General features: G+C 44.4%; 12 protein-coding genes and 1 tRNA gene. 11 read left to right on the top strand and 2 right to left on the bottom strand.

Annotated features, from left to right (window positions below; genetic code table 11):
* The first annotated feature begins 6 nt into the window (after positions 1 to 6).
* Positions 7 to 77, top strand: a tRNA-Gly gene (locus AF333_RS28645).
* 154 nt (positions 78 to 231) lie between these two features.
* Here the strand turns inward: AF333_RS28645 and AF333_RS28640 are convergent.
* Complete coding sequence (locus AF333_RS28640; RefSeq protein ID WP_043066913.1) at positions 232 to 1,752, bottom strand: ABC transporter permease/substrate-binding protein; 1,521 nt, start codon at positions 1,750 to 1,752, stop codon at positions 232 to 234.
* Entirely contained in the window at positions 1,752 to 2,819 is a 1,068-nt protein-coding gene (locus AF333_RS28635; protein WP_043066912.1) for an ABC transporter ATP-binding protein, read from the bottom strand. Before AF333_RS28635 ends, AF333_RS28640 begins: the two co-directional genes overlap by 1 nt.
* Before the next feature lie 196 nt (positions 2,820 to 3,015).
* Between AF333_RS28635 and rocF the strand changes: the two genes are divergently transcribed.
* The 10 genes from rocF (at position 3,016) to AF333_RS28585 (ending at position 15,927) form a co-directional block, all read left to right on the top strand.
* Positions 3,016 to 3,915 carry an arginase gene (gene rocF, locus AF333_RS28630; protein ID WP_043066914.1) on the top strand — a complete coding sequence of 300 codons (900 nt, stop codon included), beginning with the start codon at positions 3,016 to 3,018 and terminating at the stop codon, positions 3,913 to 3,915.
* Positions 3,916 to 4,048: 133 nt separating this feature from the next.
* Positions 4,049 to 4,612 carry an RNA polymerase sigma factor SigW gene (sigW, locus tag AF333_RS28625; protein ID WP_043066911.1) on the top strand — a complete coding sequence of 188 codons (564 nt, stop codon included), beginning with the start codon at positions 4,049 to 4,051 and terminating at the stop codon, positions 4,610 to 4,612.
* A 23-nt stretch (positions 4,613 to 4,635) separates the two neighbouring features.
* A complete protein-coding gene (locus tag AF333_RS28620; RefSeq protein WP_043066910.1) occupies positions 4,636 to 5,253 on the top strand; it encodes an anti-sigma factor family protein in 618 nt (205 codons plus the stop codon).
* A 147-nt stretch (positions 5,254 to 5,400) separates the two neighbouring features.
* Entirely contained in the window at positions 5,401 to 6,219 is an 819-nt protein-coding gene (cdaA, locus tag AF333_RS28615) for a diadenylate cyclase CdaA (protein ID WP_043066909.1), read from the top strand.
* Complete coding sequence (locus AF333_RS28610; protein WP_043066908.1) at positions 6,212 to 7,531, top strand: CdaR family protein; 1,320 nt, start codon at positions 6,212 to 6,214, stop codon at positions 7,529 to 7,531. Before cdaA ends, AF333_RS28610 begins: the two co-directional genes overlap by 8 nt.
* A 16-nt stretch (positions 7,532 to 7,547) precedes the next feature.
* A complete protein-coding gene (glmM, locus tag AF333_RS28605; RefSeq protein ID WP_043066907.1) occupies positions 7,548 to 8,900 on the top strand; it encodes a phosphoglucosamine mutase in 1,353 nt (450 codons plus the stop codon).
* A 514-nt stretch (positions 8,901 to 9,414) separates the two neighbouring features.
* The gene (gene glmS, locus AF333_RS28600) at positions 9,415 to 11,217 is read left to right on the top strand and encodes a glutamine--fructose-6-phosphate transaminase (isomerizing) (protein ID WP_043066906.1); all 1,803 of its coding nucleotides are present in this window, start codon (positions 9,415 to 9,417) and stop codon (positions 11,215 to 11,217) included.
* Positions 11,218 to 11,379: 162 nt separating this feature from the next.
* A complete protein-coding gene (locus AF333_RS28595; RefSeq protein WP_043066905.1) occupies positions 11,380 to 12,195 on the top strand; it encodes a heteromeric transposase endonuclease subunit TnsA in 816 nt (271 codons plus the stop codon).
* Positions 12,192 to 14,330 carry a Mu transposase C-terminal domain-containing protein gene (locus AF333_RS28590; RefSeq protein ID WP_043066904.1) on the top strand — a complete coding sequence of 713 codons (2,139 nt, stop codon included), beginning with the start codon at positions 12,192 to 12,194 and terminating at the stop codon, positions 14,328 to 14,330. Before AF333_RS28595 ends, AF333_RS28590 begins: the two co-directional genes overlap by 4 nt.
* Complete coding sequence (locus AF333_RS28585; protein WP_043066903.1) at positions 14,323 to 15,927, top strand: ATP-binding protein; 1,605 nt, start codon at positions 14,323 to 14,325, stop codon at positions 15,925 to 15,927. The genes AF333_RS28590 and AF333_RS28585 overlap by 8 nt, the downstream gene beginning before the upstream one ends.
* Positions 15,928 to 15,936: the final 9 nt, after the last annotated feature.

Here is a 15,936-nt window from a genome sequence, read left to right as displayed (position 1 = left end):
ATATGTGCGGGTGTAGTTCAATGGTAGAACATCAGCCTTCCAAGCTGAATACGTGGGTTCGATTCCCATCACCCGCTTCACTTAGACGCTTACAGTAATGTAAGGTCTTTTTTATTTAAACAAGCGTTTAATAAAAAAGCAGAAAACCAAAGGGATATACACTGATTTCCTTTCTGGTTATCCGCTTTTTCTCTTCAATAGCCACGTTCATCTTTATAAAGATAAATGTGGCTATTTTCTTTTTATCAATCCATTCTTTTCAAGGAATTCACGTGCTACTTTGTCGACAGCTTCATCTTTATAATCTACTCGATAGTTCATCTCCATCATTTCCTCTTCGCTAATCTTACCAGCTAGCGAATTTAGGATGTTTTCCAATTCAGGGTGTTCTTCAAGGGTTGTTCTTCTGATTAAAGGTGCGCCTTGATAAGGTGGAAAAAGATTTTTGTCATCTTCCAAAGCCACCAGTTTATATTCAATCATATAGCCGTCGGTAGAATAAGCATCGATGAGATTTATATCTCCAGTCCCGATCGCTTTGGCGCGCAGGCCCGCATCCATAGTTTGGATATTGGGAAGATTTAAGCCGTACTGTTTTTGTATACCTTTATATCCGTCTTCTCGGTCTTTAAATTCGAATGTAAAGCCGGCCTTTAACTTATCTGTATGTACTTTTAGGTCTGATATTTTTTTTAGATTCAACCGCTTGGCGAAATCCTTTTTTACGGCTAGAGCATATGTATTGTTAAACTTCATCGGATTAAGATAAATCAGGTTTTGGTCGGCCATCAATTTTTTTGCTTGATCATATACTTCTTTTGCATCGCTGCTGACAGGCCGCTGCTTCATCAGTGTAACGACTGCAGTCCCCGTATATTCGGGGTACGCATCGATATCCCCTTTTTTAATTGCATTATAAAGAAAATCAGTTCCGCCTAGATTAGGCTTAAGCTCTACAGTTAATTCGATTTGCTCCTCGATTAAAATTTTGTACATGTTAATAAGGATAGTAGGCTCTGAACCAAGCTTTGCACCTAGTACTATATCGGCTTTTCCTCCTTGAATAAAAAAGGGGGAAGCGATAAGACCTACCAGGAGAGCCATAACTGCAAGAATCGGCTTAAAAGACGAACTCATGGAACGCTTTTCAGTAAAGCGGAGAAGTACATCGAGTAAAATGGCGAGCAGAGCTGAGGGAATGGCTCCCAGTAGAATATACGCGTTATCCGCTCGCTGAATACCCGTAAGAATCAAATCGCCGAGGCCTCCTGCGCCGATAAGGGCAGCCAGCGTGGCCGTTCCTACAATTAGTACCATTGCTGTACGGATACCGGCCATAATGGTAGGCATTGCGAGAGGAAGCTCTACTTTGGTGAGACGACGCCGGGAATTCATTCCCATACTGGTTGCAGCCTCGATTAATGCCGGGTCTACACCACTAATTCCAGTATATGTATTGCGTAGAATCGGTAGCAGTGCATAAGCGGTTAAAGCAATAATAGCCGGAGTAGGACCAATACCGATAAGCGGGATCATAAAGCCAAGCAGAGCCAGACTAGGAATGGTCTGCAATACAGCCGTTACGCCGATAATCGGTTCGGCGATTCGTTTGTTACGCGTAAGGTAGATACCGAGCGGTAGGGCTATCAACAGTGCAAATAGGAGGGAGACGACGGATAACTGCAAATGACGCCAAATCGTCGAGAGCAGGATATCCTGGTTTTTTTCGAGTAACTCAAAAAAGCTCTGCATTATATCCCACTTATCTCCTTCTCATGCTCTTTCGCAAGATAATGTACAATTGTACGGTATGAAAGTATGCCGATCACTTTCGAGCCTTTAACGACAGGTAAGGCTTCTACCTGATACTGTTCAAAGAGAGGCAAAGCTTGGGCTAGCCTCATGTCATTAGGTATCATAGGAACGTATTCCCGAACAATGCTGCCTTCCACAATCTTACCGAACAGGGAACCGTCCTCTTCAACGATATACAGCGGTAAGGTGCTTGAGATGTGTCCTTTTTCCCATTCATGAATCGATAGGAGATGAGGACTTCTTGTTTCGCTGATTACATCCACTGTAGTTAGCCAGGAAGATTTACGGTTCCCGATAAACTCGCGTACGAAGTCGTTAGCAGGGCGTAGAATCATATTCTGTGGCGTATCGATTTGTATTGTTTCTCCATTTTTCATTAAGCAGACGCGATCACCGATAGCCATCGCCTCATCCATATCATGTGTAACGAATACGATGGTCTTCTTAATTTTCTGTTGAAGACTGCGAATATCCTGTTGCAGTTGTTCGCGGCTGAGTGGATCAAGTGCGCTGAAGGGCTCATCCATTAAAATTACCTCCGGGTCGGCTGCTAATGCCCGTATAACACCGACACGCTGCTGCTGACCGCCAGACAATTCAGATGGCTTTCTATCACGGTACGTGGCAGGATTAAGGCCTACCATATGTAGAAGTTCATCAATGCGGTCGCTTATCTGCTTTTTTTTCCACTTTTTCATCTCTGGAACGAGTGCAATATTCTCAGCGATTGTCATATGGGGAAACAGCGCAATTTGCTGGAGTACATACCCGATATTCCAGCGGAGCTCCTGAACGTTAAACATATGTATTTCCCGATCATGCAAGAGAATTTTCCCTTCTGTTGGCTCGATTAATCTGTTAATCATTTTCATTGTCGTCGTTTTACCGCAGCCGCTTGGGCCGATAAGCACGAAAAGTTCGCCGGCCTGAATGGTAAAATCGAGCCCGCGAATAGCCTGTGTGCCATCCTCATATGTTTTGGAGACGGAAGAAAACGTGATCATGGCAACCCCCCTTCTATAAAAAGCCCTATTTATTTACCCCTTTTATCGATTCTTCAAACCCAGAATATATATAGAATATATTCTGCCGACAGATGTATAACCATTCATAAACCTGTCGAGTTGAGTCATTTGTTCCGAAAGAGATAAAATAAACGTACCATATAGAAAGAGAGGGCTTACATATATGAATCCTTCAATGAATCGAAATATTTCGGTTGTTGGTGTTCCGATGGATTTGGGAGCGGACCGACGCGGTGTAGACATGGGACCAAGCGCCATCCGTTACGCTGGAATTGTGGAGCGTTTGGAGAAAATCGGATACAAGGTGCAGGATAAAGGCGACATCATCGTACGTCGTCCGAAGGAAAATACGACTGCAGGCACAAATCTCAAGTATTTAGACGAAATCGCACGGGTAAACCTTGAACTGTGCGAAACGGTCGCAGGTGAGATGGCCAAAGGGAACTTTCCGCTTGTTATCGGAGGGGACCACAGCATCGCCATCGGTACGATTGCTGGCGTGCTTACGCACCGTCCAAAGTCCGGTGTTATCTGGTATGATGCTCATGGTGATATGAACACAGCAGAAACTTCTCCGTCAGGAAACATTCATGGTATGTCACTTGCTGTAAGTCTTGGATACGGTCATGAATCGCTCACCTCTATCGGAAGCTCGAATGTCAGACTAAATCCTGAAAAAACGGTGCTTATCGGAGCACGGGCATTGGATCCCGGCGAGAAAGAGTTTATCAAAAAGCTTGGCGTTAAAGTATTTACAATGCACGAAATCGATCGCTTGGGCATGGCACGAGTCATGGAGGAGGCGATGAAAATCGTCACGGACGGAACGGATGGCGTTCATCTGAGTCTTGATTTGGATGGTCTTGATCCGCACGATTGTCCAGGTGTTGGAACGCCAGTTATCGGAGGCATCAGCTATCGTGAAAGCCATCTCGCAATGGAAATTCTAGCTGAAGCCAACGTATTGACCAGCGCTGAGTTCGTGGAGGTTAATCCGATCCTCGATCAGATGAATCAGACGGCGCGCGTTGCGGTAGCGTTAATGGGTTCCGTATTCGGCGAAAAACTAATATAATAAAGAAGCAAAATGGATAAAGGCAAGCGAGGGCGCGCATTATGCGTTCTCGTCTTTTTATTTTTTTGTGAAACCTGTAATGTAGAGCAGACGTATGTAATATACGGGAAACTGATTTAGGATGTGGAGCAAATTGGACATTACCGAGCAACGGATTATCCAGCGGGCAAAAAATGGGGATCGTGACGCTTTTGCCGAACTGGTCGATTTGTACAAGGATAAGGTATACCATGTTTCCTACCGAATGGTGGGTAACCGGCAGGAAGCGGAGGACGTGGCCCAGGAGACATTCCTGCGCGTATACGCTAACCTGGACAACTATGACCCCCAGTACAAGTTCTCTACATGGATATACCGTATCGCTTCGAATCTCAGTATTGATCTTCTCAGAAAAAGAAAGAAAAATCTCTCCATTGACGCAGAAATTTCCGGAGCAGAGGGAGTGGACTGGCATGACCGGCTTGCCGACACGAGCAAGGGACCGGAAGAGGAAGTGCTAACAGATGAATTGCAGGGAGAAGTACAGGGTGCCATCATGGGATTAAGCCCTAAATACAGGGCGGTCATGTTGCTACGCTACATTGAAGATTTAAGCCTGCAGGAAATCAGTGAAGCGGTCCAGCTACCCATCTCCACCATCAAAACCAGAATTCACCGAGGCAGGGAAGCACTGCGCAAAAAACTTCGGTTTATGTAGTAGAAAGGAAGGAGAGACTTATTATGCATTGCCAAGATATCGTGCGTCTTATGCATCACTACCTGGATGAAGAAGTAACCAAGGAAGAAGAGATGCAGATCCGTGCCCACATCGCTACCTGCCAGGATTGCAAAAGACACTTCCAGGAACTGAAGAGAACAATCGCTTTCGTACAAAGCTTATCTCATACTAAAGCACCGGAAGGATTTACGGACCGTGTAATGGCTGCTCTGCCCAAAGAAAAGCGAAAAGTAAGCTTTTTTGACCGAATTAAACGGCATCCTTTGCTTGTGGCCGCTTCGTTGTTCGTTATGTTAATGGCTGGCAGCATGATGTCATTCTGGACGGAAGGGCAGGAACGGTTTGAATTCTCCGCTCCGCAGGCCCAGAATATTAAAGTCGATGAAGATCGACATATGGTTATCGTTCCTGCAGGCAAAACTGTAGAAGGCGATATTGTCGTGCGTAACGGCAGCATTCGGATCGATGGAGACGTAAAGGGAAATGTGGTTGCCATTGACGGCGAGGTGTATGCAGCCTCCACAGCTCATATTTCAGGTGAAGTAGAAGAAATTCATGAAGCGTTGGAATGGGTTTGGTATAATTTAAAAAAGGTTTTCAATTCGCTTATAAGCAGCTAAAATAAAAATGGAAGAAGGGCACGGAATACCGTGTCTTTTTTGCGTGGGCTTGGAAAACAATATATACTAAGGAAAGAGAACGCTGGGATACAAGGGAACGGCACACCTTTGCCTGATGATTGCCTCCCGCTTTAAGGAGGAAAGTGAATGGAGGATTTTACGGAGAATTTTCTTGGCTACATTATTAATGCAGTTGATATTCTAATTGTTACTTATATTATTTATAAATTGATTCTTCTGCTACGTGGAACTCGTGCACTTCAATTGTTTAAAGGAATTATTGTCATCGTTGTTGTAATGTTGGCTAGTACTGTCCTGCAATTACGTACATTGCAATGGTTGATGGACAAAGCTTTTACATATGGAGTTTTTGCAATTCTGGTTATTTTTCAACCGGAGTTGCGGCGTGCACTGGAGCAAATTGGCCGCGGTCGTCTGTTCTCCCGCAGTTCAGCTCCTGAAGAGAAAGCGGTAGCCGATGCTGTAGAGGCGATAGGTAAATCTGTTTTCTATATGGCGAAGCGGAGAATTGGAGCGCTCATTGTCATCGAACGAGAGACAGGATTATCAGATTATATTGAGACCGGCATTAATTTGACCGCTCGCAGCAGTACTGAATTGCTGATTAATATTTTTATTCCGAACACTCCGTTGCATGACGGCGCGGTGATTATGCGTAAAGAGATGGTGATGGCGGCAGGGTGTTATCTTCCGCTTTCCGAGAATCCTACCATCTCCAAGGAACTGGGCACGCGCCACCGGGCGGCCATCGGGTTAAGCGAGGTATCAGATGCTCTTGCTGTAGTAGTATCGGAAGAAACCGGTCAGGTCTCTGTCGCGCTCAATGGCGAGATTACTCGTGATTATGACCAGGAGAAGCTCACGGAACTTCTGCATGAGAAGCTCACCCAGCAAGGAAGAGCGGCGACACCGATCTGGCAACGGAAGGTGAAAAACGATGGATAGATGGCTTAACAACAACACCGTGGTCAAAGTAATCTCGCTGTTGCTGGCCTTGATGCTATGGGCAGTAGTCAATAATGACCCGATCGCCAGCACGGGTGTAGGGCAGGGACAAGTAACGTCGCAGACAAATCAGGTTGACTTGAAGGTGCGGTATGATGCGCGTAAGTACCTTGTGCAGGCGCCCTCCACCGTACAGGTAGAGGTGAAGGGAAGCAAAGATCTATTAGCTATGTCTTCTCTTATATCACCTGATTTTGACGTTTATGTAGACTTACGCAATTATGGTAGCGGAAAGCATGATGTACCGGTACAATATGAGGGAGTACCCAGAGGACTTGAAGTAACGGTTCAGCCAAGCCGTGTAACAGTCAATATCGAAGAAATTAAGAAGATAGAAAAAACGATTCAAGTGGATGTTGTCGGTAAGGCGAAGGCCTATGGAAAAGTAGGTCAGCCCATTGTTAATCCTCAGAGGGTGACTGTCACCGTGCCGGAAAGCCAGGTGAAGGATGTAGCATTTGTTCGGGCATATGTTAGCGTGGAAGGAGCCGAGGAATCGGTTAATGCGAGAGCTCCGCTTCGTGTACTTGATCATCGCGGTGAGCCTGTAGAAGTGGCCAAAGTATCGCCTGCAACAGTGGATGTGCATGTCCCGCTCTCCGTAACTCCGGGAAAGACGGTGCCTTTGAAAGTTGGAAGTAAAGGAACACCGGCAGAAGGGTATCAGATTGCCGCTATAACGGCGAATCCGAAACAAGTGACACTATATGGGAGTCAGGAAGTGTTGAATACAATTTCGACCATTACTCTTCCGGATGTAGATGTAAACGGGCTAAGTGAATCGAAGACGGTTCCTGTCAATATTTCGCTGCCGGATAAAATAGAGAAAGCGGATGTGACATCTGTAGAAGTGAAGGTCGATATCATAAAAAAGAATGAAGCGACGGTAGGTACTGCTCCTAATGAACCGGAGAAGCCAGAGGAGCAGCCTCAACCACCGGCAAATATACGAGATTCGGTGGAGTTGCCAATCAAATTCCAGGGGCTTGCCGAAGGTCAGAGCGCGGAGCTCGTTAAACCTTCATCCGGTCGTGTCGAACTGCAACTTCAAGGGACCAAAGAGGCAATAGAAAAAATCGATAAAAATAAACTTGTTGCTTCTATCGATCTGAGCGGAAAGCAGCCAGGTCAGTATACATCGTCCGTACATGTCAGCAATCTTCCTTCCGATGTGAAAATAGTAAATCAACAAGGTCTACAAGCAGTAGTTGTAATAAAAGAACAAGCTGATAATCAGAATGTTAACTCGTGAGAGGAGAGGTAAAGAAATGGGTAAATATTTTGGAACTGACGGCGTGAGAGGCGTTGCCAATACAGAATTAACTCCAGAGCTGGCATATAAATTGGGGCGATGCGGCGGATATATCGTTACCCGTGAAAGCAGGAACGAGCGACCGAAGGTGGTTGTCGGCCGCGATACGCGCATTTCAGGACCGATGCTAGAACGCGCCATTATCGCCGGGCTTCAGTCTATCGGAGCGGAAGTGATTCGGTTGGGTGTCATCTCTACTCCAGGTGTCGCTTATCTTACCCGTGCCCTGGAAGCAGACGCGGGAATTATGATTTCTGCGTCTCACAATCCGGTACAGGACAACGGTATTAAATTCTTTGGTGGCGACGGATTTAAACTGCTCGATGAGATGGAAGCTGAAATCGAAGCGTTGCTTGACGCAGAGAAAGATGAGCTGCCGCGTCCGATTGGCGGCGATATTGGAACGGTGCTTAATTATAAAGAGGGGGCACAGAAGTACCTTCAGTACTTAAAAGGTACAGTGCAAAATCGATTCGACAATTTGAAAATTGTCGTTGACTGCGCAAACGGGTCTGCCTCCGCACTGGCAGCACAATTGTATGCTGATATGGAAGCAGATGTAATCACGCTGGCGTGCAATCCGGATGGTCTGAATATCAATGATAAGTGTGGTTCTACTCATCCAGAAGCCCTACAGCAAGCCGTAGTGGAACATGGCGCTGTGCTGGGTTTGGCATTTGACGGCGATGCGGACCGTTTGATTGCGGTCGATGAAAAAGGGGAGCTTGTTGACGGCGACTTTATAATGGCCATTTGTGGCGTAGCTTGGAAGCGTCGTGGCAAACTGAAGAACAATACAGTCGTATCTACAGTGATGAGCAATATCGGATTCTATAAGGCGCTTGAGGCGGAAGGCATCGAGACTCGCCAGACGGCTGTAGGGGATCGCTATGTAATGGAGGAAATGCTTAAAGGCGGCTTTAACCTGGGTGGCGAACAATCAGGCCATATCATTTTCCTTGACTACAATACGACCGGAGATGGGCTGCTGACGGGGTTGCAATTGCTTGATGTGGTTGCGGAAACAAACGGCAAGCCACTGTCTGAATTAGCCGCAGAGACCATGACCCAATATCCGCAAATTCTTGTGAATGTACGTGTTGCTGATAAATCGAAGCTAACAGGAAACATTGCGGTCAAATCTGCCGTTGAAGAAATAGAGGAAAAGCTCGGTTCGAACGGACGCGTGCTTGTTCGTCCTTCCGGAACGGAGCCGATTGTTCGCGTGATGGCGGAAGGCCCGGATAAAGCAGAGCTGGAAGCGTATGTAGAACACATCGCTGATGTCGTTAAGAAAGAGCTCGTATAAATTTTCGTTAAAAGGGTGCGGTAGTCATACCGTATCCTTTTTTTCTTATGTTAGGTAAAGGTAAAGACACGGGGAAAACTCCCTATTGTTAGAAAGTGTTTACATGTGGTAATGTATGCATAGTACAAATAAGGAGGGGATGGAGAGCACAGGAAATGTACAGGTTGGTCTTAAATATAATGATGTCGAAAAGCGCCAGGACCATTCCTATCGGACGGTAAAGGAATGGTTGACGAGGTGGAGGTTAATCGATTGATTCGGCGGATGCCTCCCGGCAGTAGACCGCTGCCGCAGGGCTGTTCAACAAAACGTCAAGGAAACTTGCCGGACAAAAGAACAGCACGGTCTCATATCTGTGGTTTAAGAAACAAAAACCGGGGTATGTGTATAAAGTGGATTTTCATTTTGAAACGATAACAAAAGACAATGGTAGACGGGGGCGCACCCTGTCTGAACGGAAGAGTTGTAGTGACGACGTGTGTTGCCCCGTCTCGAAAGGGGAACAAAAACGTATATGTGTGGAATTGTAGGATATATCGGAACTCAGGATACAAAAGAAATCTTGCTTCGTGGTTTGGAGAAACTGGAATATCGTGGATATGACTCTGCAGGCATCGCTGTTGTAAACGGAAAAGGTGTACGTGTTTTTAAGGAGAAAGGTCGTATTGCTGCGCTGCGTGACGTTGTAGATATGGACACGACAGGCAACGTTGGAATCGGTCATACACGTTGGGCGACGCACGGCGTACCGAATCGCATAAATGCACATCCACATCAGAGTCATACTGCGCGTTTTACGCTTGTGCATAATGGCGTAATCGAGAACTATGAACACTTGAAGCGGAATTTGTTATCCGAGCATTCCTTTATCAGCGACACGGATACTGAAGTTATTGTGCAGCTGATAGAAACATTCGTGGCAGAAGGCATGAGCGTAGAAGAAGCCTTCCGTACCACGCTGAAAAACTTGAAAGGCTCGTATGCCATTGCTCTATTGGATCAGGAAGATCCGGACGTTATCTATGTAGCCAAGAATAAAAGCCCGCTGCTTGTCGGCCTGGGTGAAGACTGCAACGTTGTAGCTAGTGACGCCATGGCGATGCTACAAGTAACTGATACATTCGTCGAGCTAATGGACGAAGAAATCGTAGTCGTAACAAAAGATAGCACCACGATTAAGGATTTGGATGGAAACGTAATCACCCGCAATCCGTTTGTTGCTGAAATCGACGCCAGCGACATTGAAAAGGGTACGTATCCGCATTATATGCTAAAAGAAATTGATGAGCAGCCGTTCGTTATCCGCAATATCATCCAGCAATATCAGAACGAGGACGGTAATCTGAAGCTGGAGGAATCGATCCGTCAGGCGATGAGGGATACGGATCGTATCTATATTGTTGCCTGTGGTACTAGTTATCATGCAGGTCTTGTCGGTAAACAATTTATCGAGAAGATGGCAGGTATTCCGGTAGAAGTACACATTGCGAGCGAGTTCTGCTACAATATGCCGCTTCTTAGCCAAAAGCCGCTGTTCATCTTTATCTCGCAAAGCGGAGAGACAGCGGACAGCCGCGCGGTGTTGGTACAGGTGAAGAAGATGGGATACAAAGCACTGACGCTTACGAACGTGCCAGGCTCTACCCTATCTCGTGAAGCAGATTATACACTGCCGCTCTATGCCGGTCCAGAGATTGCGGTCGCTTCGACGAAAGCGTATATTGCACAGTTAGCGGTACTAGCGATCCTTGCAGTGGATACGGCACGTGCGCAAGGCTTGTCGCTGGATTTTGACCCGCTGAAAGAGCTGGGCATCGTAGCCAATGCAATTGAGACCTTATGCGATAACAAGGATGAGATGAAGAAGATTGCGGATGAGTTCCTGAGCACGCATCGCAATGCATTCTTCCTTGGCCGTGGCATTGACTTCTATGTATGCCTCGAAGGCGCCCTGAAGCTGAAGGAGATTTCCTATATTCAGGCAGAAGGCTTTGCTGGCGGTGAGCTGAAGCATGGTCCGATCGCTCTTATTGAGAAGGATACGCCGATTGTTGCCCTGTCTACACAGAAGGAGCTAGACTTGAATATTCGCGGTAACGTGAAAGAGGTTGTAGCTCGCGGTGCGAACCCTTGCATTATTAGTATGGAAGGTATGGAGAATGAGGGAGACCGTTTCACGATTCCGGCTGTACATGAGATGCTAACGCCACTCGTATCGGTAGTTCCAATGCAGCTTATCTCGTACTATGCAGCTCTGCACCGTGGCTGCGATGTGGATAAACCACGTAATCTGGCTAAATCAGTTACAGTAGAGTAAGAATTTATAATTATGGCGTTTGTTGTGTTAAGTGACAATAAAGTTCTTTACCGGACAAAAAAGTCATTAACTTGACAAAAAAGATATTTACTAAGACTGTTGTTGTGAGATAATCACGATAACAGTCTTTTTCGTTTTTTCGGAAAAATGAGGAGGGATGTTATGGCTAAACGTAAACGTGAGTGGACCGAAGAAAAAATTGCTCGTTATCAACAGCAAGGAAAAGGAATGGGGGAAGGAGCGGCGTACAAGCCATGGCTAACCATTCAAGATGTTCCTTCGTCTGGCCGTGCACATCGGATTTACGGAACTAAAACGAACCGTATTCATCATCTTTTATCCGACTTGGAACGTGATTATTTTTATTTACTTGATTGGGCTGACAATGTAGTTGATATTCGTGAACAGTTTCCTCTAAACCGCGAGATAACAACAAGAATTGCAGAAGAAAAAAGTATTTCTCATCCAGAAGACCACACAACAAAAACTCCTCTTGTTATGACCACTGATTTTCTAATTACTATTCGACAAGAAAGCCAAACATTTGTGTTAGCGCGAACATTGAAACCCTCTGAACAACTTGAGAATCCACGTACGATTGAGAAATTTGATATTGAACGAGTTTACTGGGAAGAAAAAGGAATTGATTGGGCGATCATAACGGAAAAAGATTTACCCGTTGAAATTTGCCGTAATATCGGACGGTTTCAAAGTTATAAAAGAATCGAGCAGCCGATGCTAGAGATAGTTGAAGAACTATTTGAGTATGTACGGCGGCGAAAAGGGGTATTATCTCGCCTTTTTGCCCAGTTTGAAGAAGAATATGCTTTGGAATCTGGAACAGCTCTACATTGTTTTAAATATCTTGTGGCAAGTAAACTTATTACTTTTGATATGAAAAGCCCATTTTCGGTTAGGAAGGAAATTTCTTACTTTACATTTGTCGAAGTAGCTCATGGTCAGGAGTGGGGCGCATGAATTTGACTGTTAATGAATTGCTTAAAGACGAACAGACAGGGCAATTATATCGTGTGTTGTGGATTGATTCTGAACAAACAGTCTGCTATCTGATTGATGTGGAAGACAAGAAAGCCTTTCCTGTGGTGCGTAAAGTAAGGGAAGTAATGCAGGAAATTATTCAGGATGAATTTACAAAGGTATTGGTTGATCCATACTTGCCAATGGTTTCTCAGGAAGCTATTGAAAGGCATCAACAAAAGCGAGATCAGGCATGGCAAGCTATTTACGATATGGTCGTGTGTGAGCCGGACATTTACAGAAGTGATAAGCGAGGAATGCTTGTTCAACGAGCAATCGAGAAAACTGGTATAGCTAAGCCTACCTTATACAAATACTTGCGTCGTTTTTGGCAACGTGGCAAGACGCCCAATTCTTTACTTCCAGACTATGATAAGTCAGGAGGAAAAGGTAAAGAGAAAAGTACAAGTGAAAAGAAAAGGGGTCGGCCATCCAGGCGAGGTATAGAGGGGATTAATGTTGATGAGAAAACAAAAAGAATCTTTCGGATCGCGATCGAAAAGTATTATTTAAATCCCAAAAAGAACAGCCTAGTATCTGTGTATCGCATGATGATACGGGAATTTTATGCTGAAGATTACTACATAGAAAATGGGCAGAAAAAAATCATCATTGCTGACGAAAATATGCTTCCAACATTACGGCAATTTCGATATTGGTATCAAAAAGAATATGACATATCCGAAACGACACTGGCACGCCAAGGCCGTAAGAAATATGAGAAGGACTACCGGGAAGTACTTGGTTCCTCTACATTTGAAGCGTTTGGCCCTGGTTCACGTTTTCAGATTGATGCAACAGTGGCAGACGCCTACTTAGTATCGAGTTATAACCCAAATTGGATCATTGGTCGTCCTGTGATGTATGTTGTAATCGATGTATTCAGCCGTATGATTGTAGGCATGTACATCGGGCTAGAAGGCCCTTCATGGATGGGAGCGATGATGGCGCTCGCAAATATGGCATCCGATAAAGTGAAATTTTGCAAACAATATGGCATTCAGATTTCAAAAGACATGTGGCCGTGTGAACATCTGCCAGAAATTTTATTAGCGGATCGTGGAGAATTAGAAGGATATAATGTTGAACGATTAATAGCTGCTTTTAATTTGCATGTTGAAAATGCTCCTCCCTATCGTGCAGATTTGAAAGGAATTGTGGAGAAAAAATTTGATACATTACAACAAAAAGTAAAGCCATTTCTGCCTGGGTATGTGGAGAAGGATTTTCAGGAGCGAGGGGCTCGAGATTATCGTTTAGATGCAAAATTAACCCTCGAACAGTTCACACAAATCATGATTAAACAAGTCATTCTTCATAATACAAAGCATTATATCAGTGGATATATCCGTAATGAGCAGATGGTAGAAGAAGATGTTCAACCGATCCCTATTGAACTCTGGAAATGGGGAGTTAAAAATCAGTCAGGGAAGCTTCGGTATATTCCAGAGTCACTCGTACAGCTTCATTTGCTTTCTCAAGGTAGCGCAACTGTCACATATAAAGGAATTCATTTCGAAGGGATGATGTACAGCTGTGAACGTGCGTTAAAGGAGTCATGGTTTTCCATAGCTCGTCAAAAGGGAAGTTGGAAGACAACAGTTTCTTATGATCCTCGAAACGTATCTACAATTTATTTCTGGGATGAACAAGCAGGGATGCCTGAGTGCTGCCATCTACTTGAGCATCAGGAGCGTTATAAGGGGAAGTCGCTTGACGACGTGAATTACTTACGTGCTTATGAACGCCAAATGAAGAAAGAAGCTGAGTATAAGCAACTAGGAGCAGAAGTTTCGTTTATAGCAGATGTCGAAGAGATTGTCGAACAAGCAAAAAAAGAAGTGAAAACTAGACAAGATAAGCGAGTGAGTAAATCAGCGCGTACAAAGGAAATTCGGGAAAACCGCAAAATAGAACGAGAACAGAAACGTAGTGAGGAAGCTTTTAGCCTGAGTGAAAAACAAGAAAAAGATGCAGAAGTGATTTCATTGTCATCGGTTGAACAAGATAACTTTAATCGACCAAGTATTAAAGATATTCTGCGAAAGCGAAAGGAGCGCCTGTCCGATGATTGATGAGTATGAGCGTTTGCCTGAGCAAGTAGAAAGCTGGCCTACTGCTAATTATCATGAACAAGAGCTAATAGATTATCAGGGCAATCCTTTAATCGAGGCACTACCCCCAATTCTTTCTCAGGAAGGGGCCTACGATAAGCTTTGCTTTTATCCACCCTATCTTGAAGGAGAGCGTCAACTAGCACCTGAATTACGATTTAATGCGCTCTATCGATTACAGCAATTTTTTCAACCGGTGACACAACACTTGGACTTAGAGCGACGTTTTTCCAGATTGATTCGGACAGGCTATCTTTCTCGCAATCCATTTGATCCATCTCAAGTACAGTTGTTAACGGGAGAAGCAGTTCCGGGGATTCGACGTACTGCCTCAAGTTTCACACTTATGGGTGTTTCAGGAATCGGAAAAACAACAGCTATTGAGCGTATCTTATCTCTCTACCCCCAATGTATTTTACATCCACATCCGTTAAGCAGAATCCAAATTGTTTGGCTTAAAATCAATTGTCCACATGATGGTTCACTCAAATCTCTTTGTATGGACTTTTTCTTAAAAATAGATGATTTAATTGGCACAAATTATTATCAGAAGTTCGGAAATAAACGTAATTCCATTAGTTCTATGGTGACGCAAATGGGACGTATTGCACGCTTACATTGCATTGGAGCACTTATTATTGATGAAATTCAACATTTACTAACAGCCAAAGAAAAAGGTTCAGAGCAGATGATGAACTTTTTTGTGACGCTCATTAACGAAGTTGGTATTCCTGTTATGCTGATTGGGACAATGCGTGCCCGTACCGTGTTACAGCAAGATTTTCGGCAGGCACGACGTGGGAGTGGGCAGGGGGATATGGTCTGGGAGCAAATGAAGCCAGAAGATGACTGGAGTATGCTGATTGAAGAAATGTGGCGTTATCAATGGACACAAAATAAAGTCCCTCTTACGGAGGAGATCCGTAAAGTCCTATATGAAGAGAGCCAAGGTATCGTTGATATTGCGGTTAAGCTGTATTCTCTTGCTCAAAGTCGTGCCATTGAAACGGAGAGAGAGACGATTACTTCAGCACTTATCCGACAAGTGGCAAAAGAAGACTTACGACTTGTACAGCCGATGTTACAAGCATTGAAATCAGGATCACTCTCCGAAATTGAGAAGTATGAAGACATTATGCCGATGGATCTGGCGAGTTACTTACAACATCGCCAGTCAAAAATTGATCTTAGAGCTACGATTCAAAAGAAAAAGGAACGGCAAGCAGAAGCAAGACAGAAATATGATGTAACTATAATAGAGAAAGCTATTCAGGCGCTTATTGCATTAGATATTGAGCCGAAGTTGGCAGAAAAAGTTGTAGTAAACATTATGAAACAAGATGGAAAGAAGACAAAAGTTGAGGTTGTTACGGAGGCTTTGGAGTACATCAAGGAGTACAAACAAAAGAAAAGCGAAAGTAAGCAAAGTCGACAAAATAATGTCCAAAATAAATTGACACAAATAATTGAGAAGGGGAAAAAGCAACAGTATTCTGCTTATGATTCGCTTTTGGATGCTGGCTATATCAAACAGCCCCTTACAGAGTTAGTACTGTGAGGAAAAGAC

The organism is Aneurinibacillus migulanus (assembly GCF_001274715.1).
Classification (GTDB): Bacteria; Bacillota; Bacilli; order Aneurinibacillales; family Aneurinibacillaceae; genus Aneurinibacillus; species Aneurinibacillus migulanus.
This window is presented reverse-complemented; position numbering and strand designations above follow the sequence as displayed.